The 19,740-nt window shown below is 43.2% G+C and carries 19 protein-coding genes, 1 tRNA gene and 1 pseudogene; 16 read left to right on the plus strand and 5 right to left on the minus strand.

Features of this window, described 5'->3' with window-relative positions; all coding sequences use genetic code 11:
* Positions 1-2,819 precede the first annotated feature (2,819 nt).
* The gene (locus CER18_RS08335) at positions 2,820-3,398 is read right to left on the minus strand and encodes a hypothetical protein (protein ID WP_100129551.1); all 579 of its coding nucleotides are present in this window, start codon (positions 3,396-3,398) and stop codon (positions 2,820-2,822) included.
* Between the two features lie 748 nt (positions 3,399-4,146).
* Here CER18_RS08335 and CER18_RS08340 point away from each other — a divergent pair.
* From CER18_RS08340 to CER18_RS08350, 3 genes are all read left to right on the plus strand, one after another.
* Positions 4,147-4,485 (plus strand): hypothetical protein, encoded by a 339-nt coding sequence (locus tag CER18_RS08340; protein WP_245410077.1) that lies wholly within the window; start codon positions 4,147-4,149, stop codon positions 4,483-4,485.
* Between the two features lie 93 nt (positions 4,486-4,578).
* Entirely contained in the window at positions 4,579-4,983 is a 405-nt protein-coding gene (locus tag CER18_RS08345; RefSeq protein ID WP_143242721.1) for a hypothetical protein, read from the plus strand.
* A 66-nt stretch (positions 4,984-5,049) separates the two neighbouring features.
* Complete coding sequence (locus tag CER18_RS08350; RefSeq protein ID WP_100129554.1) at positions 5,050-5,757, plus strand: hypothetical protein; 708 nt, start codon at positions 5,050-5,052, stop codon at positions 5,755-5,757.
* On the opposite strand, the gene CER18_RS08355 is transcribed toward CER18_RS08350, so the two are convergent.
* The 3 genes from CER18_RS08355 to CER18_RS08365 all read right to left on the minus strand — a co-directional run bounded on the left by CER18_RS08355 (position 5,754) and on the right by CER18_RS08365 (position 9,842).
* Positions 5,754-8,294 (minus strand): bifunctional DNA primase/helicase, encoded by a 2,541-nt coding sequence (locus CER18_RS08355; protein WP_100129555.1) that lies wholly within the window; start codon positions 8,292-8,294, stop codon positions 5,754-5,756. The two genes, CER18_RS08350 and CER18_RS08355, sit on opposite strands and share 4 nt — an antisense overlap.
* Before the next feature lie 167 nt (positions 8,295-8,461).
* Complete coding sequence (locus CER18_RS10300; protein WP_100129556.1) at positions 8,462-8,800, minus strand: hypothetical protein; 339 nt, start codon at positions 8,798-8,800, stop codon at positions 8,462-8,464.
* Positions 8,787-9,842 carry a YdaU family protein gene (locus tag CER18_RS08365; RefSeq protein ID WP_100129557.1) on the minus strand — a complete coding sequence of 352 codons (1,056 nt, stop codon included), beginning with the start codon at positions 9,840-9,842 and terminating at the stop codon, positions 8,787-8,789. The genes CER18_RS10300 and CER18_RS08365 overlap by 14 nt, the downstream gene beginning before the upstream one ends.
* A 468-nt stretch (positions 9,843-10,310) precedes the next feature.
* Between CER18_RS08365 and CER18_RS08375 the strand changes: the two genes are divergently transcribed.
* The 8 genes from CER18_RS08375 (at position 10,311) to CER18_RS08410 (ending at position 15,553) form a co-directional block, all read left to right on the plus strand.
* The gene (locus tag CER18_RS08375) at positions 10,311-10,628 is read left to right on the plus strand and encodes an XRE family transcriptional regulator (protein WP_100129570.1); all 318 of its coding nucleotides are present in this window, start codon (positions 10,311-10,313) and stop codon (positions 10,626-10,628) included.
* 312 nt (positions 10,629-10,940) lie between these two features.
* Complete coding sequence (locus tag CER18_RS08380; protein WP_100129559.1) at positions 10,941-11,330, plus strand: hypothetical protein; 390 nt, start codon at positions 10,941-10,943, stop codon at positions 11,328-11,330.
* A 2-nt stretch (positions 11,331-11,332) separates the two neighbouring features.
* Entirely contained in the window at positions 11,333-11,551 is a 219-nt protein-coding gene (locus CER18_RS08385; RefSeq protein ID WP_100129560.1) for a hypothetical protein, read from the plus strand.
* Positions 11,552-11,984: 433 nt separating this feature from the next.
* Positions 11,985-12,155 (plus strand): hypothetical protein, encoded by a 171-nt coding sequence (locus tag CER18_RS10095; protein ID WP_180299414.1) that lies wholly within the window; start codon positions 11,985-11,987, stop codon positions 12,153-12,155.
* Positions 12,156-12,170: 15 nt separating this feature from the next.
* Positions 12,171-12,311, plus strand: coding sequence for a hypothetical protein (locus CER18_RS10100; RefSeq protein ID WP_180299415.1), 141 nt, complete (start codon positions 12,171-12,173; stop codon positions 12,309-12,311).
* 276 nt (positions 12,312-12,587) lie between these two features.
* Entirely contained in the window at positions 12,588-13,349 is a 762-nt protein-coding gene (locus tag CER18_RS08395; RefSeq protein ID WP_100129562.1) for a lambda exonuclease family protein, read from the plus strand.
* A gap of 317 nt (positions 13,350-13,666) precedes the next feature.
* Complete coding sequence (locus CER18_RS10745; RefSeq protein WP_280951584.1) at positions 13,667-13,792, plus strand: hypothetical protein; 126 nt, start codon at positions 13,667-13,669, stop codon at positions 13,790-13,792.
* Between the two features lie 1,554 nt (positions 13,793-15,346).
* Positions 15,347-15,553, plus strand: coding sequence for a hypothetical protein (locus CER18_RS08410; protein WP_100129565.1), 207 nt, complete (start codon positions 15,347-15,349; stop codon positions 15,551-15,553).
* 465 nt (positions 15,554-16,018) lie between these two features.
* Here CER18_RS08410 and CER18_RS08420 read toward each other — a convergent pair.
* Positions 16,019-16,093, minus strand: a tRNA-Thr gene (locus CER18_RS08420).
* Positions 16,094-16,270: 177 nt separating this feature from the next.
* On the opposite strand from CER18_RS08420, the gene CER18_RS10105 reads away from it, so the two are divergent.
* From CER18_RS10105 to CER18_RS08445, 5 genes and pseudogenes are all read left to right on the plus strand, one after another.
* Positions 16,271-16,423, plus strand: a complete 153-nt coding sequence (locus CER18_RS10105) for a hypothetical protein (protein WP_180299416.1) — start codon at positions 16,271-16,273, stop codon at positions 16,421-16,423.
* Positions 16,424-16,585: 162 nt separating this feature from the next.
* On the plus strand, positions 16,586-17,881 hold the full coding sequence (gene murA, locus CER18_RS08425) for a UDP-N-acetylglucosamine 1-carboxyvinyltransferase (protein ID WP_100129567.1): 1,296 nt from the start codon (positions 16,586-16,588) through the stop codon (positions 17,879-17,881).
* 145 nt (positions 17,882-18,026) lie between these two features.
* A pseudogene (locus CER18_RS08430) lies at positions 18,027-18,274 on the plus strand (UDP-N-acetylglucosamine 1-carboxyvinyltransferase); the annotation flags it as partial.
* A gap of 450 nt (positions 18,275-18,724) precedes the next feature.
* A complete protein-coding gene (locus CER18_RS08440) occupies positions 18,725-19,099 on the plus strand; it encodes a helix-turn-helix domain-containing protein (RefSeq protein ID WP_100129568.1) in 375 nt (124 codons plus the stop codon).
* A 276-nt stretch (positions 19,100-19,375) separates the two neighbouring features.
* Positions 19,376-19,735, plus strand: a complete 360-nt coding sequence (locus tag CER18_RS08445) for a helix-turn-helix domain-containing protein (protein ID WP_100129569.1) — start codon at positions 19,376-19,378, stop codon at positions 19,733-19,735.
* Positions 19,736-19,740 lie beyond the last annotated feature (5 nt).

A 19,740-nucleotide genomic window follows, 5' to 3' on the forward strand; every position in this document is an offset into this window, starting at 1 on the left:
AGTCAAGCCCGAAAAGGGAAGGATGCACTCCTTTGAAGGGCTGGAGTGCATCCTCTAGAGATTGGATATATGCCATGAGGGTTAGGCATGTATCCCTTGAGGGGAAGGATGCACTCTTTTTGAGGGCTGGAGTGCATCCTCTAGAGATTGGATACGTGCCATGAGGGTTAGGCATGTATCCCTTGAGGGGAAGGATGCACTCCTTTGAAGGGCTGGAGTGCATCCTCTAGAGATTGGATATATGCCATGAGGGTTAGGCATGTATCCCTTGAGGGGAAGGATGCACTCTTTTTGAGGGCTGGAGTGCATCCTCTAGAGATTGGATACGTGCCATGAGGGTTAGGCATGTATCCCTTGAGGGGAAGGATGCACTCCTTTGAAGGGTTGGAGTGCATCCTCTAGAGATTGGATACGTGCCATGAGGGTTAGGCATGTATCCCTTGAGGGGAAGGATGCACTCCTTTGAAGGGTTGGAGTGCATCCTCTAGAGATTGGATATATGCCATGAGGGTTAGGCATGTATCCCTTGAGGGGAAGGATGCACTCCTTTGAAGGGTTGGAGTGCATCCTCTAGAGATTGGATACGTGCCATGAGGGTTAGGCATGTATCCCTTGAGGGGAAGGATGCACTCCTTTGAAGGGCTGGAGTGCATCCTCTAGAGATTGGATACGTGCCATGAGGGTTAGGCATGTATCCCTTGAGGGGAAGGATGCACTCCTTTGAAGGGTTGGAGTGCATCCTCTAGAGATTGGATATATGCCATGAGGGTTAGGCATGTATCCCTTGAGGGGAAGGATGCACTCTTTTTGAGGGCTGGAGTGCATCCTCTAGAGATTGGATACGTGCCATGAGGGTTAGGCATGTATCCCTTGAGGGGAAGGATGCACTCCTTTGAAGGGTTGGAGTGCATCCTCTAGAGATTGGATATATGCCATGAGGGTTAGGCATGTATCCCTTGAGGGGAAGGATGCACTCTTTTTGAGGGCTGGAGTGCATCCTCTAGAGATTGGATATATGCCATGAGGGTTAGGCATGTATCCCTTGAGGGGAAGGATGCACTCCTTTGAAGGGCTGGAGTGCATCCTCTAGAGATTGGATACGTGCCATGAGGGTTAGGCATGTATCCCTTGAGGGGAAGGATGCACTCTTTTTGAGGGCTGGAGTGCATCCTCTCATAAGATAGGATGCATCTATAGGGGTAGACGCATCCTATGGAGGATGGATGCACTCTTTGAGGGCTTGAGTGCATCCATAAGGGAAGGCATATCTCATAAAAATAGAGAAAGCCCTAGAGATTTGTTTTTATTTCATCTCTATAGGTTTTTATATTTATATAGATAGTTATTTCGTCTCCTATTTGAGAGGGTTATAGGGTGAGACTCACTGATTATATCATTGTAATGAATATTGAGATCTCTATGAGAATTAAGATATTTTTGTGCTTTTTTTTTGTTTTTTTTTTGATTTTTCTTAGATTGTCTAAGATTCATGAGGGGCACCCAAGATTCATGAGGCGTTTTTTTCCAGTTTGGCTTTTGCTTGCACCAATGGCAGTGGTTCAATATTTCAATGATTTCAATGGTTTTATGAATACTGGGGTTTTATGAATACCGTCTTTAAAGAATGGCGATGATTCTTTTCTCACATTTTGAGACTTACGCTTTTTTTCTCATTTTTTTCTCTCAAGGGGGAAGAGCTCTCATGGGGCCCTCTTAATATTAGGTTATACTCATTTCCTAGAAATGTGGATGAAGGGGATTAAGTCTCCAATAATATAAACTTATTGTGCCTCTCCATTTTGCTAGTGCTTAATGGGATGATGGGCTGTGGGGGAAATGGTCTGTGAGGACGGTCCTTCGCGTTTGAGAGTGTTGATTAAGAGGCATTGTGATTCTTTATGATTCTTCTTTGAAGTGTTTTATTTCACATAAGTTCTCTAGTTTATAAGGGGGCGGTGGTTTGATAAAACAGCGGTGAAAGAAGAGAAGCTTAAGAGAATTGGCTCTTTTATGCTAGGATTCTTAAGATGAATGACAAAAGACGATCATCAATCAATCCATTGCTATGATACAAGACCTTATTGATATTCCAGTGATACAGAAAAAATATTAGTGATTCTGTTGTGTTGTAAAAAAACCTTCGTCCTTTGAAAGGAAATGTTCAGCCAATTGGATAAAAGAAAGACCTATTTTATAGGGTAATCTCATGAAAAGAGGTTACAAGTTAAGAGGATCGTGCAGTTATAAAAAAGCCCTCTGCTACAAATAGAAGACAATAATAAAAGAATTTTCAACATTGGGTCATAAAAAAGATCAAAAAAGAATGAATTAAAAAACATATTCAATACGACAATTCATATTAAAAAACAACTTCTCTATAACGAGCAGGGCCTTGAAAATAGAGTCCTATAAAGAATACTTTTTGCGAAAAAGAAGACTTTTCACTTTATGCGGGCTCTTTATACCTTAAAACGTCATAAATCGTTGTTTCCATTGAATGTTGATTCTAAAAATTTAAGGTCACTTAAGTTTTTAAAGATTTTATGAGGCATACAACCATATCGATTTTTTTAAGCAAAAACGAACAAATAAGGCATCTCATGGTTATAGAGTGGTGAGGGGCTATAGAGCGGTGAGGGGGCAAGGCTTTGTTTTTGAAAGGACGTTCATCTTGATTGCTAAGGGTTTTGTGAAACTCGTGTGTCTGAGGTATGGCGGGGRTGAAAGGGGGATACCCTTTGGTGGGTTGCGGTGGCGTGGGGAATTTTTCCTTGAGAGAGTGGGGCAACGTCAGCTGCTGCCTTGAAGGGGGAGGGGAATTATTCAGAATGTTGATGGTTTGCATATCCCCAATGAAAGGCTAATAAGTCTAAACAATCTCGTAAATGATCGGCAAGGGAATTTTGTTTGCGTTTTGAAGAACTTAATTCTTTGATCGCTTGGCCATGGCCGATAACCCGTTCAAGCAGTGAATAGCCAAGAATACCAAGTTGCACTTTGATTGTTTTTAAATGATTGGAGGCTTCTATTTGCCGTTCAATGGGATGCGTATAACCTTGACTACAGGAAACTTTTTCACGGGTGGTGTCAAGGCTCATGTGGAGATCTGCTTGACTGTGACGCCAGTAAAAATAAAAACGTTCTGCGGCTTTATATTGTGCTTTATTTAGATGTCCTTTTGCATATAAAAGTGCAATGGGGCGGCTTTGTGCATTGACAAGGACTTTGATGGTGCGCGGATTACTGGAACTTTCTGGGTGTGTGGGCTGAAAATAAGGATTACTCGTTTCAAGGGGGATTTCTTGCGTCTTTAAATGACCCCTCTGTTTTTCTTTCTCTTGAGGACCTTTTTCTTGAGGAGCAAGAAGGGGTGTATTTTTTCTCTCTTGATGGTTCATTTCATCTCCTTGAATAAATTATCGTTTGATTCTTGTTTTAAAAAATGTTGCTTTGGTTTTAATGAAGAGGGGGGGGTTTAATGAAGAGAGGGGGTTTTAATGAAGAGGGGGGGCTATCATGAATAGGGGGCTTTAATAGAGAGAGGGGGTGCTGAAAGGTATGTGTTGGGGTATATTGGACTGTATGGGGGGTATGTGGTCGTGTGGAGCTCCATGCTGCGCTGGGTGGAGAGGGCGCGGGGGTATTTATTGTGTGTGTTTTCATTCTTGAAAAGAGAGGTGTCTTGTTGCACGATGGATATTTTTCTTGCGTGACTTGATGTGGGAAGATAGGGATGGTGCGGAGGTTTTGTGCCGTTGCTGCTGCCTTTACAAGGTGGGGTTGGGATGGAGGAAAGCTGTTTGGAGTGTTGTACTGTGTGAAAATTCTCCCTTGAGAGTGGACAACATTGTCTGTGGTTGAAGTGAGGGGGTATGTGTGTCTTTTAGTCTTGATGGGGGCTTGGGCTTGGATTGTTGCGCTGTATGGGGGCAAGCCCATGGATTTGGATCTTGAAAAGAGGGACGTTTTGTTACACGGTGTTTTGTTGTCGTGTGGATATTTTTCTTGAGTGATGTGTTCTTTGAGTAACTTGATGCGGGAGGATAAGGGATGGTGCGCAGGGTTTTATCTTTGAAGGGATTGGTATTTTGCTGCATTTGGGCATTAGTCTTTGTGGCTGTTTATATAGAAATGAAGGCTTTCGGGATGACGTGGGGCGTATTTTTACGCGCTGTGGCGTTTTATGGCACTCCTGGCATTTTCCTTATGGTTGGTTATGAAGTCATGCAGCGGCGGGGTGTAACGAAGGCTTTGTTCTTCAAGATGTTGTTGTTGAGCGTCATTTTCGCTGCTCTTACTGATTTTATTTATAAGCAAGCCGAGCACTTTGGTTTGACTTGGCGCTGGGGTTTGACTTGGCTCTGGTTCTCAAATAAATGGGTGTTTGATATCTTTTGGGGCGTTATCTTTGGTCTTATCCTTGGGCTTGTTTATAGAGGGGCAAGGCGTTTTGGATTTAGGATTTCAGTCTTTGAAAAGGATTGAAGTGCCCATTATCAGCATTTTTGTCGGGTTTGTTTTTATAGGAGGGGGATTATTGATTTCACATGGTTTGCTGTTTTTTAAGGGATGAGCGTTTTGCTGCATTGTGGCACTTGTCTTTCTGTTTGCTTAAGTTTTGGAGCAAAGCGTTTTGATATCATCTTTTTGCTGGGTGTAAGTGCTTTTATTGGGGCTGGTGTTTGTTGTCTTGTTGAAACGAGCCTTGGATTGAGGGATGAAGAGGATTTTGTTGAGGAGGGTCCAAAGCTCAGTGATCGGGCATGTTTTTTGTTTTTAAAAAGTTTTGCATTGATTTATTTGTTGGGGATTTGCCTGTTGGGCATTATCTTTGGTTTTGCTTTTGCGGGAGCAGAGCATAGGGGGTGGACTTGGCTTTGGCTTTCGAAAGATTGGGTGGGGGGCGTCATTATAGGGTTTACTTCTGCTTTTCTTTATGAAGGTATGAGATGTGTTGGTGTGATGGCTGGGAGGAGGCTTTAAAAAGAAGGGGTTTTTGTTGCATTGTGGGTGTTTGCTTTCATTTTATTGTTTGTGGGGAGATCTTAAATGTCGCAGGGTTTGTGGCTTTTGCTGTTGTTGGTGGTGTCTTGCCTTTTTGCTGTTGCCTTGGTTCTGATTGATAAGGTGGCTGCACGCCGTGGGGTTACAAGGTGGCGGTTTTGGGGGCGATGGGTGGTCTTTTATGGCTTGGTGAGCGTCTATCTTGGTTTTGTTTCTGTGGGTGCGGGGAGTTTAGCTTTGAGCCGAGAGCTGTTGTTGAAGGGGGCGGTGTGTTCTTTTCTTTTTGGTGCTGTCCTTGGTTTGCTGCATTGGAGCGTGGGGAGGCTGCCGGTTTCTTGGCAAGGGTTCGTGAAGGCGAGCCTATTTTGTTGCATGATGGCTGCTCTCCTTATGCTTTTTGCTGTGGGGCTCAGCGATATGGGGAGTGTCAGGGGAATGTTCTTGAAGGCGTTGGTTTTTGTACTCTTGTTGAAGGTGCTCTTGGGGTTCTTTCTACAGGAGCAGAGCGATACTCTGTTGCAGAGGGCGTTGCGTGTTTTGAATTTTCTGCTGTTTGGTTGCATTTGGGGAATTGTCTTTAATTTTGCGCGTTGGGGAGCGGAGCATCTGGGTTTGAGTTGGCTTTGGTTTTCGAATGAGGATGTATTGCTCTTCATGACTGGATTTCTTATCCCTTTTATTTATCAGGGGGTGGCGTCTGTGCGTGGGATGGTGGGACGTTTTTTAAAAGAGAGGGTGTTGATGGGGTGTTAAAGATAACGCCGTAAGGGTGGTTGTTCAAAAGAACAGCGATAGCGATAGGTTTGGGGATCAAACCAAAGACCTACTTTGCCTTCAAAATCACCAGAGCGTTGTTTGGCAATATTCATAATAACGCCGGGGCGTTTGACTAAATCTGCTTTTTCTTGAGCTAGAGAGGCAGCGAAAATTTTGTCTTCTAAGGATCGGTTGCGCCAAATGGTGATGATGTTAAAAGCATTGGCGCCAATTTCTGAGGCACCTTTGATATCTTCTGTTCCGGGGATATCTTTATCGAGACCCCCTTTGCGGGCATGGGCGACAAGATGAATATGCACACTGTTTAAAACAGCCCAATCCACCATTTTATAAACCGCTTGTTCTTGTCCGGCATAATCATCGGAGGCAATGCCAAGCCGCATGAGACTGTCGATAATAAATTGATCACAACCATAGCGCGCACGGCAATAGTCAAAGACATCAAGTAAGGCGTCAACACTTGATTTGCCAACATGTTCATAAAGAATAAGCCCATTGTCTAAAAAATGCAAAATGCGTTCAATGGTTTCTTTTGTGGGCTTTTCTAAGCCGCCTGTTTGTTTGGTTAAACGCCGGAGGGATTGTTCTCCTTTCATTTCTAGAGATGCTAAGCAAAGACGGCTGTTTTGCGCAATCCAATGGGGAATACAGTCGGACAACAATTGGCTTTTGCCTGCTCCACTGGCACCGCTCCAAAGCGTTAATTCTGCGGGGCGAAAATGCAATTTGTCCTTCAGTTTCGGATAGGGAACTGTATAGCCAAGATGTTTTTCAGGCTCTGGCCAAAAAAGCCCAATCACTTGATCTTTATAGTCTGAGGCGCGCCGTAAACCTTCTGGTGCAAAGTTTTTTGCTGAAGAAAAAGCTGCTTTTATGGTGGCAGCATCAATGCTTGCGGTTAAACAATCATTGGCATCTTTGCGGGGTAAGCGGACACGGTAGCAACGGTGGCGTCCAAGCCTGCTGGCAATTTCATGGGCGGCTTCTTCTCCGGGCTGGTCCATATCAGTAGCTAAAAAAATGGTTTCAAAAGCTTCTAAATGATCAAATTCATTTTCAATCCAATTGTGCTTTCCTCCCCTTCCACCGCCAAAGGGTACAGAGACCGCCGGATATCCATAGGCGGCGAGCGAAAGCGCATCAATTTCTCCTTCCGTGATGACAATTGTGCGGTTTGTTGAAGAAAGCGTGGGAAATGATGCATGATCTGTTGCGGGCGCGGGTTGGCAGGCGCGTGTGGTGGTGTGGTCTGTTGCAGGCGCGGGTTGAGGGGCGCGTGTGGCGGTGTGATCTGTTGCAGGCGTGGGTTGAGGGGYGYRTGTGGTGGTGTGGTCTGTTGCRGGCGTGGGTTGAGGGGYGCGTGTGGTGGTGTGGTCTGTTGCRGGCGCGGGTTGAGGGGCGCGTGTGGTGGTGTGGTTTGTTGCAGGCGCGGGTTGGCAGGCGTGTGTGGTGGTGTGRTCTGTTGCAGGCGCGGGTTGGCAGGCGTGTGTGGTGGTGTGGTCTGTTGCAGGCGCGGGTTGGCAGGCGCGTGTGGCGGTGTGGTCTGTTGCAGGCGCGGGTTGAGGGGCGCGTGTGGTGGTGTGGTCTGTTGCGGGCGTGGGTTGGCAGGCGCGTGTGGTGGTGTGGTCTGTTGCAGGCGCGGGTTGGCAGGCGCGTGTGGTGGTGTGGTCTGTTGCGGGCGTGGGTTGAGGGGTGTGTGTGGCGGTGTGGTCTGTTGCAGGCGCGGGTTGAGGGGTGTGTGTGGCGGTGTGGTCTGTTGCAGGCGCGGGTTGAAGGGCGCGTGTGGCGGTGTGRTCTGTTGCAGGCGCGGGTTGAAGGGCGCGTGTGGYGGTGTGGTYTGTTGCAGGCGCGGGTTGRSRGGCGCGTGTGGCGGTGTGATCTGTTGCGGGCGCGGGTTGAGGGGCGCGTGTGGTGGTGTGGTCTGTTGCGGGCGCGGGGTAAAAGGCTTGCCAACCAAATAAAATCGGTTCACATTGGGCTGCTGTAGGTTTTGTTTTTGCACCCGCTTGAGCGCGCCGTTCTTTGACTAAAGCAAGGGTGCCATCAGGTTTATAAAAGGGGAAAATGATTTTTTCGCCTTCTTCTCCTATGCGATAACGCTTTATAATCTCTAGAGGGATGCAGCGTTCTTTATGGAGATAGTTTTTTACGAGATTTTGTGGGGTATCCCCTTTAGGAACCGGTGGACGGCGATAGGAATATTGGGGAACCATAAAGGGTTTGGGGCGTGTCAGATTGAGAGCAGCGCGTGCTTCTTCTAAGGCTTGAGAGAGGCTAATGCCTTTGACTTCACACCAAAGGTCTAAAATATCGCCTCCGATGCCTTCTGCAAAATCATACCAAAGGCCTGCTTTACTGCCGCTTAAGCAAATCGATAAACTTTGACCCGCTTCACCGCGTGTGTTGCCAACAATCCAATGATTGCCGCGTTTATGCCCTTGGGGAAGAAGCATTTCTGCTATTCTATCTGCTTGTGCGATAAGTTTTTGTTTGATTTCAAAAATTGTGCTCATGGGTCTTCGGGATATTATTCGTGTTTCTCAAAGAGCTTATTGTGGCTGTTGTCGCCATTCGGTCTGATGGTGAAATCCGGGAGTGCTATGGCGCTTGCTCGTCTGCTTTGAGGGCTCCTGTACCGCTTTTGGTTTGCTAAAACGGGCTTGGTTTTCATTGAAAGTTTCTAAAACTGTTGTGTTGATGGTTGTTTGCGGGTTTTGGAAGGGGGGCTTTTGTGTAAAGGCGGAGGGATAAGGGGGGCTCGTGAAAGAGAAGGTGGTTGGAGAGTGTTATGTTCCTTTGTGCGGAAAAGATGAGGCGTGTGGGGTATCGTACTGTTGTGATGAGAGCAGAGGGGATAATCGTTGACGCGTTTTGCTGTGTGAATGGTCTCTCCACAGGTTGTTTTTTTGCCCGTTGATGTACTCAGGGTTGTTTTGTCTGATGTGGTTTTGAAACATTGATGCCCCCGCATTGGTTTGTTTGAGATGGTGGTTTTGCGTGTGATGTCAACAAGTGTCACGATAGTTGATCAGACTGCGGTAAAGGTTTTCATTGCTCTTAGAGATGAGAGATGAGGAGCTTTCCTGTTTTTGTTGTTCCAGTCGTTCAATTTCACGACGAAACCAGTTGCGCCATGTGGCTTGCCAGTCTGCTTTGAGGGCTTCTTTGCCGCTTTTGGCTTGCCAATAGTCGCGAAACTTTTTGGCTTGCCAATGGGCTTGGCTCTCACTTAAGCCTTCTAAAACTGCTGCCTTGATATCTGCTTGCCAAGCTTCAGGAAGGCGGTGTCCTTTGGGAATACTTGAGGCGGTGGGGGGCGTGTTGGCGCAAGACGAGAGAGGTGATGAGAAGTTGGAGGGCGACAGATTGGCAGGTTTTTTTGTGGTTTTTCGTGGGAGAGGCGGGGGTGCCTCTTTTGTTTGGGAAGCCGTGGAAGAGGCATTTTTGCGCTCTGTTGCTTCCGTTGCGGGGGGAAAAAGCGGTGAAGAAAAAGCCAAAGCAGGGAATTGATCGCTTTGTTCAAAATTTTCTGGACAGGAAAGGGAAGATTCTGACGCATCAAACAACGGGTTCTTTTCAAAAACACCGATAGGTGTTTTCTTTTCTTCTGCCTTTTGAGCTTCTAAGTTTTGTTCATCATCTTTTGTCCGCTCGTTAAGCAGTTGTTCAAGCTCAGCATTGATTTTCTTGCGCTTTTTTGCCGAAGAACGCCCCGCAAAAGATTTTTGTTCAAGCAATTTTTCACGCTCTTGAAAAACATTTTCGCAACGCTGATTCCATAATCCATTGGCTAAATTTAAAATCTTACCCTCGCGGATTAGCATTTCTAAAACATTAACAAAAGTTCGCTTGTCACAACCGCAAAGACGCGCTAAACGTTCTTCCGATATTTCTAGAGGACGACCACGTGCATACATTTCATTGAGAAGAATCGTATAGATTCCAATCTCGTGGGCGCGCATGCCACGAACACCACCTAGAAAGTCATTTTGATACCAACAAACATATGGAAGCCTAGACGATTCATAATGAGGAGTTTCTTGTTGATCAGCGTGTTTCATACGGTAATCTACTTTCTTCTTTCTTATACAGTTTCATTGACAATAAAAACGCAAACAGAAATTTAATCTTTCGTTGCGTTTGGCGCTGTTCCATGACAACCGAGCAGCTTCTTTATGATGTTTATAAATGAGTGGAGAGGCTTGAAGGACATGGAAACTTTACAATCTGAGAGTGTGGTGATGAAAAAAATAAATAGGACAACACATTCTCGATATATCCGCTTTTGGCTCGATATACCCGCTTTTGGCTCGATATACCCGCTTTTGGCTCGATGTATCCGTTTTTGGAAGTGGCCTTTTGCATCTTATGGTGTGGTGAAAGTGTTTTTATGCAGGATAAAATGATGTTTTATTTCCCCCTAAAAAATAAAATTTGTTTCCTTAATTTTATCTTTTTTAGAGGATATTGCAAGCCCGTTTTGTAAAAAGGACGTGTTTTTTTTAAAAGACGCGCTATATGGTGAAATTATGAATATCGATGGTTGGCGTAAAAGATTAAGGGCCGCTTTGGAAAAAAGTGGACGCTCAAAGAGATCTATCTCTCTCGCTGCCGGTAAAGGTGCGGGATATCTTCATTCTATTCTTTCTGAAGGAAAAGAACCAACAATCGAATCTCTCTCGCGAATTTGTCACGAAATTGATATCAGTATGAATTATATTCTTTATGGTAAGGGTGCTAGTCCTGAAGATAAAGAATTTATAGAGCTTATTTCAAAACTCTCTCCCGAAGAGAGAGAGGCGATTTTGACTCTTTTGCGGCGACCTGTTGGCGAAGCTTCAAAATAAGTTCCTTCTGTGCTTTTGAATCAAGACGACTCCAGTGTTCTATTAATATTATATCACTCATTTTACCTCTCCTGTATTTTTATAATTGCAATTGTGTAAGAACAAATAGAGAACAATAAAAAAACATGAGGGGAGTAAGAAACAACAGATTTTTATTTATATATGTCATTTGAACCCCGCAAAGATTAAAAATATATCTTTTATGAAGGATAAAATGGTTGACATCTCTCCTATAGAGGATATAAGACTAACGCTATATTTGATCTTGTCAAGATGAAGCTATGCTTTATCAACTATCTAAAGGGGGAAATCATGAAAAATATTCCATTCGTTAAAGAGGATGAAATCATTATCATTCTTTGCGAAGATGAAAAGCCTGATACCTATGAAGGACCAATCGACGAAATCGAAGAAGTCATCGAACTGATTGAAGAATCTGAAACCGTTTATAGAGTTTTACGCCTTGATCTTACAACCAATCATGCGGAAGATGTTACGGAACAAATCGCTGATTTTTATGCAGAAAATTACGAAATACATGAAGAAAATAAACAATTGCAGCCCTTCATTTTGAACAGTGAAGCCTATCATGCGTGTTTAGATGAAAGAGTGGCACGCGATTATGAAGATAATCTTTATGGCTCTTATGAAAAACAGCATCGTTTACGCCCCTGTGATGTCTTGTCCGATTATTGGTGGTAATCATGCCAAGTTATCTCAAGACTTTTTATCAAGGGTTTCCACTTTATTATGCTGGAAAAACTGAAAATCTCATCAGACTCGAACCACAAAAACACAATGCTGTACTTTTCATATCGCAAGAACTGGCGCTGTTTATGGCAAAAAAATTGGCGGAAGAATATTGTCGTTATGATTTTTCTGTTGTGCGAATGGCAGAATTGAAAAAAGGCGCCCCCCCATGATGGAAAAGTTGCTGGACAAGTGTTTTTTTCACAATGTTTTTTATGGGGGAAAGGCGTGATGCGTTATGTTTTTCTCTCTGTGGGGGAAGTTGYTTGGGGCRTTTTTTAGCCAAGAGTTTTAGCYAATCGGGGGGCAAGCCCYAAGAGAAAGCAGGAAGGGGTGGAAGCGGYTGTGTCAGGGGGGGAAGGTTGGTGGGTGGATGGTTAATTTTGGGGGATAAGGAAATGAAAAAGATGTCAAGAAGGGCAGGGCGGTTGAGCTGGACATGCAAAGAGTGTCTGCTGGCGGGCAAAACAAAAATGAGGCGGGGAAGAGGCAGATCTTGTGTCGCGTTCAATGGGGAAAAATTTCTATAAAAAGCGAAGTTCAAGAGGCAAGTGGATGTTGGAGGGGGCAAGAAGCTTAGCGTGACACGTATTGCTTGGAAAAATAGTGAGCCGTTTGGGGGCAGGCTTAAAGACAGGGGATAAGGAAGACAACCTTGAGGAAAGATGTTGGGATCGTGAGAGAGGTATTGAAGGCATCGTGGGCAACGGTTTTGTGGGGGGCCGTTCTATCCGCTTTTATGTTGCATGTGCTTTTATGTTGCGTGTTTGGGTGTAATGAGAGGCTCTTCCCATGATAGGAAAAGTTGCTGGACAAGTGTTTTTTCACAATGTTTTTTATGGGGAAAGGCGTGATGCGTTATGTTTTTCTCTCTGTGGGGGAAGTTGCTTGGGGCGTTTTTTAGCCAAGAGTTTTAGCCAATCGGGGGGCTAATTCCAAGAGAAAGCAGGAAGGGGTGGAAGCGGTTGTGTTGGGGTGAAAAAGTTGGCGGGTGTTGGAAGGAAAGGGAGGAGGCAATGAGGGAAAAGAAGTATGGTTGAGGGAGGGGGTAGGAAGGCTTTGGCCGGCGCTTTTAAGGGACGAGAAGGCGTCTTTGTATTTTCTTAGCGGGCACTATTGAGCGGTGTGCGTATGGGGGATAGATAAAGTGTAAGGGTTCACAAGAGGATATTTTGTCAAATAAAGTATCAGATAAAGGGGGAAAAGACGATGCCAATTATTATTGATTGTATTCAGGGAACAGAGGAATGGCAGAAAGCGCGGAATGGTTTGATTACGGCTTCTTTATTTGGGATGGTTATGGCACAAAAAAAACAGGGGCAAAAAACGTCACGATATCACGTGGTGATGATGAAATTGGCAGGAGAAAGAATTACTGGAAAAACCGTTGAAGAAGGGACAACGCTTTCTCAGCGACGCGGAACAGAATTAGAACCAAGCGCACGACAGCTTTATGGAAAACTGACACAGACAGATCCCGAATGTATTGGTTTTGTTTTAGCAGATGATCGCAAGAAAGGATTTTCTCCTGATGCTTTTGTAGGAAAAAATGGCTTGTTGGAAATTAAAACAAAAAAACCTGAAATTTTAATCCCTCATTTCATGCACAAGAGTTTTCCAGCAGAACATAAAGCGCAATGTCAAGGAGGTTTATGGATTTCTCAGCGCGAATGGGTGGATTTAATGCTCTATTGGCCGGATATGCCCCCTTTGATTAAACGGGCTTATCGTGATGAAGCCTATATCAGCAAGCTTGAAGATGAAATTAGTCGTTTTAATGAGGCGTTGGAGAAGATGGTCCAGCATATTAGACATTTTGAGACAGGCTTTAGGATTAGAACAGAGCGTGCTTTGATGGAGGGGAAAGAAAGGGTGCTTGGAATGAAGACAAAGCGTCTGTTGACGGGCAAAACAAGAATGAGGCGGGGAAGAAGGGGATCTTGTGCAGCGTTGATGAGGGGCAAGCTTTAAAAAAAGTTCCGTGTAGGGGAAAAGAGTAGAGTGTTGGAGGAAGGGGCAAGCAGAGAGCGGGGTGCAGGGAACACAAAAAGCTTGGACATGAATGTGAAAGCATGTTGGGAAATGGGGGGAAGATCTCATATGATATTGAAAATAACGGCGCTGTAAGAAAACGGGTTTTCTCCCTTATAAAAGGGGGCAGAGGCGAGCAAACAGATTCACGCCTCTCTTGTTTTTTTGAATTCATGACAAGTCATGGTTAATATTCTTTAGATTTTTCAAAAAATGATGTAATTGTTCAGAGTTCTGTGAGGATGAGCACTGCGCTAATGAAAAAGATCGTAATTGTAAGCAAACATGCCGATGTTTTAAATTTGAAACGCCATAATAAGCTGATTGGAATAGACATTACCGTGATCACTATGAGCAATACCATGGTCAACTCTAGTATCTGAACTTTATAAAAATTATTTTTCATACTTGTCCTTCGAAATATGGCGTATAACTCCTTATAGCAGCACCAGAGTCTGACAACTCCTCCTCTTTTGACATGCTATAGTCATTTTGTAAGTGATTATATGTTTTTACGTAATCTTTCCTTGTTGTTCTCTCGTGGCGTGATGAGAAAATAAAAGAGTGCTTATTATGATAGCGAAAAAAATAAAGCGTTTAAACATGAAATATCTATACTTTGTTGTTTCTAAATCGTTTTTAGAATCAAGCCTTTTTAAGTAGATCTCTATATGTTATTTTTATGGCAAAAATGTGAGATGGTGTCTCCAAATGAGGGGGTAGTACAGTCCTATCACACTTTTCTTTGTGCTTGATTATAGTCATTGGAAATACAATTAATCGGAGAAGGATTTCCAACAAAAAATTCATCTTTTGTACATCCACGCGCTGTATGATGCGAGAACAAAACAGCGCTTATGACTATAGAAAATAAAGTGTTTAAACATAGAGTGTTTATTATCTTTTGTCTCTAACGTGCTTTATATAAGTGATTTCTGTTGAATAAATCAATATGTGTTATTTTTATGTTGAAAATATGTGTAAAAACGTATTTAATGAAAATGGTGATAGCGATCATACTGTATCTCAACAAGGGTGTGGTACAGAGACTAAAACCCCGCATGTGCGGGGTTTTAGTTCTTTGGAGGAGATAGGACAGCAGAAAATATACACAAAATATAAGGTAGTCTCTGTAACCAACATGGTTGTCCTAGGGTGGGGATAGGGAATATCTAAAAGATTCCCAATGAGATAGACTTCTTGTTGCGTATTCACGCGCTTGTTTTAAAGAAATATCTTCCTTTAAGTGCATTTCACACCCATTTCATGCCGGCTTCGTAAATTTCATACTGGCGTCTGTGAATAATATCGTGAGGGGTATAATGATAAAGCTCTGTCAATTAGAAGCTTCGTAGATTATACCTCCCAGAGATTATAAATAGTGCGCTCCCTCTCTTTACTTTATGAAAAAGTAAGTCGGCACCATTTGGGGCGCGTCCCCAATATTGCAATATGGGCTTTATTGCGACATGGGTGGGATTTTATTGCGATATGGCTCTTGAGATGATTCATCATCTCGTTTATTGGGGAGCTTCTCATAAAAAGCATGCTTTTCTTGTACAGTTTCATGCCATACAGAGCTTTTTGCTTGTGAACTGTAAGTAACATGGGGGTGATGGATTTCAATGGAACAGAAAGGGAAAGAATTTTTCACTCTTCGGGTTCTTATAAAAGAAGAAGAATGCTATCCGTATCACTCACAGTATTCGTAAAAATTTCGTATAAAAAAGGATGCGTCTTGAAAAAGGGGTGGATGAGAGCTCTCGTGGAGAAGGTTGAGCATCAAATGGGCAATGAGGGATCTTCTTTGAAAAGGTGTCTATCAATTTTCTGGTTCATGGGGTGTTTAGCGCATGGGATTGTTTGGCAACTTATTGAAGATTTATTGGGGGGGGGTGTTCTCCTTGCAAAGGGTAGGAAGCAAAGGGGAAATTAAGTTGAAAGGAGGTGATGGAAATGGCTCTGTTATAAATGGCAATAAAATCGATGAAGCTTATTCTAATTTTTATATGATGGCTCAGGTACCTATTATTTTAGGGCGTGCTCAGAATGTTTTGCTGGTTCCAAGTGATGATTTGCGTGGGAGTGTGGGGATCAAAGAGGGGGTAAAAAATGCGTTTATCATCATTGATTATTTCAATTGAATGAAAATTTGAAAGAGCGTGAGATATTCTTATTGCAAACCGCCTTATTCAAATTCTCTTATATTGAATGAAGTAAAATCATTTGTCTGTATATTCTAAGTGAGAGGCGGCTTGTAGAGGAAAACATTCAAAAAAAATATTGATACAAGGTGTCTGTACAGGGGGCAAAGGGTGTGGCAACAGTGAGGCTTGGCACAAAGGAAAGAGAGAGCATTTTACATGAAAGAAAGAAGGGGAAGGCAATGGAAGGGGAGAGGTATTTTTTGCGGCGTGTTGTGCCAATTTTAAACACCATTCGCATTGATAGAATACAAAGCGTTGTGGAGATGAAGCGGCATCATTGATCTTGAAGCCATTGAAGTGCATGCTTTAAAGGGTAGAAGATTCGCTAAAGCCGATGGAGGGGTGGGGGAAGAAAAAATCAATGCTTATAGGAAAGAAGAGAGAGGCAAAAGAAGAATAAAATGGTGCTGCGAGAGAGGATTGAACTCTCGACCTCTCCCTTACCAAGGGAGTGCTCTACCACTGAGCTACCGCAGCCGTTTTCAATCTTTGCGCTGTCTTGTGCCATATTGTCAGAAAATAGGCAAGAGAACATTTGTATATTCTTGCAAGAAAACGTATCTTATGCCATGACATAAATATTTCTTATACTCCTAATATTTAAGGTCATGAGTTGCTTGAATAGAAGCTTGACACTGCTCAAAAGGTTGCGCAATGACACAAATGCATCAAAAACAAAAGAATGATGGAATGAATCAGAAAGACGAAAAAGCAAAACGACGCCAAGAAAGATTGGCACAACAGTTGCGGCAAAATCTGAAACGTCGAAAAGAGCAAAGTCGAAAAAAAGCGCAAACAGAGCTCTAAAATACAAAAAAAAGTTTTTTGAGAGTTTCTTTGCAACCAAACTTCTCAATAATTTGTTCTCATTGTTAGAAGGCGTTTTAAAAAAACGATCAATAAGGCATAACTTTCCAAAGAGGGAAAAACTTTTGGAAGGGGTGGCGCAAAGGAAAAGAGGGAAACACTATGGATTCTATTCAAATTGTTGGTGGGAAAAAACTTAAAGGTACAATTCCTATTTCAGGGGCAAAAAATGCGGCTTTGCCTTTGATGATTGCGGCGCTGTTGACAGAAGAAACCCTCACGTTAGAAAATATTCCTCATCTTGCTGATGTTGAATTGCTTATTCGCATTCTGAATAATCATGGTGTTGGTTATGCCGTTGATGGACAAGAGTGTCATGATGAGTGTGTCAATTCAAGAACCATTCATTTTACCGCACAAAAAATAGCCACAACACGGGCGCCATACGAATTGGTGAAAAAAATGCGCGCAAGCTTTTGGGTTATTGGACCTCTGCTTGCACGGTGCTTAGAGGCTTATGTTTCGCTTCCTGGAGGATGCGCTATTGGAACAAGACCTGTTGATTTTATCCTCGAAGGACTGAAAACTTTAGGTGCCCATATGGCGATTGAAAATGGATATGTTCATGCAAAAGCGCCAAAGGGATTAAAAGGGGCTCACTACCGTTTTCCGAAAGTTACGGTTGGGGGAACCCATGTGCTGTTGATGGCAGCGTCAATGGCAAAGGGAACAACCGTTCTTGAGAATGCGGCTTGTGAACCAGAAGTCACAAATCTTATTCGAACCTTGAATGCTATGGGTGCTCAAATAACCGGTGAAGGAACATCAACGCTGACCATTGAAGGGGTGAAAAAGCTTAAAGGAACAAAAATACGTGTTATTGCGGATCGAATCGAAGCGGGAACATATGCCATGGCGGTGGCTATGGCGGGCGGGGATGTCTTTCTTAAAAATGCCAATTCTAATCATCTCACAACAGTGCTTAAGGTTCTTCAAAAAACAGGGCTTGAGATTCAAATAGAACCTCATGGAATTCACGTTAAGCGAAATCCACAGAACACAAAAATTATGCCGGTTGATATTACAACAGGTCCTTATCCTGCTTTTCCAACCGATCTCCAAGCACAATTTATGGCGCTTATGACACGAGCTGAAGGAATTGCCCATATTAGGGAGACAATTTTTGAAAATCGTTTTATGCATGTTCAAGAACTCAACCGTTTAGGGGCAGAGATAAAACTCGATGGACAGACGGCCACTGTCTATGGAACAGAGAATTTGCAAGGAGCCCCCGTCATGGCGACGGATTTGCGCGCTTCTGTTTCTCTGGTGATTGCGGCATTGGCAGCAAAGGGAGAAACAATTGTCAATCGTGTCTATCATCTTGATCGTGGATTTGAGCGGTTAGAAGAAAAACTAGCGCGATGTGGGGCAAAAATTCAACGGTTAACCGCGTAAATCTTGTCAAAGCTATGCTGACATTGAAGGGGGCTGAGAGAGGCTGTTTTGGGAAAGATTATTTGGGGGAGGCTTCTTGGAGGCTGTTGCCTGAGAGAGGTTGGTTAGAGCGGTATGCGTTTATGACACGGGGTTGAAGGAAACTACGCATATTACAGAGACGATTTTTGAAAATCGTTTTATGCATGTTCAAGAACTCAATCGTTTGAGCGGCAGAGATAAAACGCGATGGACAAATGGCCACTGTCTATGGAAAAGAGAAGTTGCAAGGGGCACCCGTTAAGCGCACGGATTTGCGCGCTTTTTGTTTCTCTGGTGATTGCGGCATTGGCAGCAAAGGGAGAGACAATCGTCAATCGTATTTATCATCTTGATCGTGGATTTGAGCGTTGAGACGAAAAACTAGCGCGATGTGGGGCAAAAATTCAACGGTTAACCGCGTAAATCTTGTCAAAGCTATGCTGACATTGAAGGGGGCTGAGAGAGTATTGAAGAGGTTGAGAGATTGCCTGAGGGAGGTATGATTTTTAAAATTTCCTCTTTGATGGGCGTGATTTCTCATGAGATAAAACACGGCTTTAAATTTTATTGTAAATCTTTTGAAATTACTTTATACCTTAAAGAGTAACTTTGGTCGTCTACGCAGCGATCAGTAGGGTCTGAAAGCCCTAAGGTTTGGTACGTGAATTTAACCTACTTTTGTGGGTATCCCGGAATTCCGGGAGTTTTTGCTATGTCCAGGTGTGCTTGCACACTAAAAGCAAAAAAAGCTGATCCAAACTCAGTACTTTCAGACTCCCGGAATACTTATGCGAGGGCGCTCGCACTTGGCGGGGGCACGAAATGCAAACCAAAAATCCACATTTTAATGATATTTCAATAGGGCAAAAAATTCGCCATAGACGAATTTCAATGAGGCTTTCTCAAAAGGAATTAGGGAAATATCTAGGTGTTAGTTTTCAGCAAATCCAAAAATACGAAAAAGGCGCCAATCGTGTAAGCGCAGGATGTTTGCTAGAAATCGCTAAAAAACTAGAAGTTCCGATGAGCTTTTTTTATGCGGATCTTTTAACAGCTGATATTGCCACAAAAGAACATGTCTTGTGCTCTTATGAAGAAATGATTTCAAGCAAAGAAGAGCATATTCTTTTGAAAAGTTTTAGAGAACTCAAACCTAAACAACAAAAAGCAATCTTGTGTTTGATTGCTGAAAGATAAAACACGGCTTTAAATTTGATTGCTGCTCTCTTGAAATTGTCTTATGAATAAGAGCGTGGTTCTGGTTGTCCAGTGCGGTTTCATGGGGGGATCTTAAAGCCTTGAAAATTCAAGCAGAGACATTGGTCTGCTTTATAAATATCGCGATATTCCGGGAGATTTTGCCATGTCCAGGTGTGTCTACACACTAAAAGCAAAAAAAGCTGATTCGAACTCAGTACTTTCAGACTCCCGGAATACCAATGCGAGGGCGCTCGCAATCCGAGGGGGCTTTCAGTGCAAACTAAAAATCCACATTCTAACGATATTTCAATAGGGCGAAAAATTCGCTTTAGAAGAAAAATGTTGAAAATTTCTCAAAAAGAATTAGGGCACCGTTTAGGGATAACCTTCCAACAAGTCCAAAAATATGAAAAAGGATTGAACCGTGTGGGGGCAGGGCGCTTACAAGAAATTGCTGATATATTGGATATCTCGATTTTCTTTTTTTATGCCGATATTTCAACAAAAGAACATATCTTGCTTCCTTATGAAGAAATGACCTCAAACCAAGAAGAGCATATCCTTTTGAAAAGTTTTAGAGAGCTTAAGCCTAAACAACAAAAAGCAATCTTGTGTTTGATTGCTGAAAGATAAAACAC

Source organism: Bartonella tribocorum (genome assembly GCF_002777915.1).
Taxonomy (GTDB): Bacteria; Pseudomonadota; Alphaproteobacteria; order Rhizobiales; family Rhizobiaceae; genus Bartonella; species Bartonella tribocorum_A.